We start from the raw sequence: 529 nt of genomic DNA on the forward strand, positions 1-529 counted from the left end.
CGCAACATGTTTGTCATTGATGGGTGTAAATTAAAGTCCAATGCGAGTAAAGAGTGGAGTGGCACATTCGATGAGTTAGGTCGCAAAAAAGCAAAACTAGAACGCGCAAGCAAACGTATTATTGAACGCCACCAATCACAAGATGGACTGGGCGAAGAATTGATAACTCAGGATTTAAAACAAAAAGAAAAGCTAGATAAAAGTGCAGATAAAATCACCGAGTTTTTAGCCACTCACGAAGAGAAAACAGGCAGTAAAGGCAAGCCTGTTAAAAGTAATATCACTGATCCAGATAGTGCAAAAATGACGACCTCAAAAGGCACAATCCAAGGTTACAACGGCATAGCGATAAACGATGATAAACACCAAATTATCCTGCAAGCACAAGCGTGGGGCTCAGTAGGCGAGCAACAAACTTTACAGCCAGCCGTTGCACAATTAAAACAGCAACTCGCTAAACTCAATACAGAAAAAATGGAAGATGAGCATACCATCAAATTCACCGCAGACAGTGGGTTTAACAGCGAAG

Annotated in this window: 1 pseudogene; it reads left to right on the forward strand. The window is 41.4% G+C overall.

From position 1 onward, the window contains the following. Positions 1-529, forward strand: a pseudogene (locus tag I6F65_RS21610) (transposase); the annotation flags it as partial.

The sequence above is a fragment of the Pseudoalteromonas sp. SWXJZ94C genome (assembly GCF_015864385.1).
GTDB lineage: Bacteria > Pseudomonadota > Gammaproteobacteria > Enterobacterales > Alteromonadaceae > Pseudoalteromonas.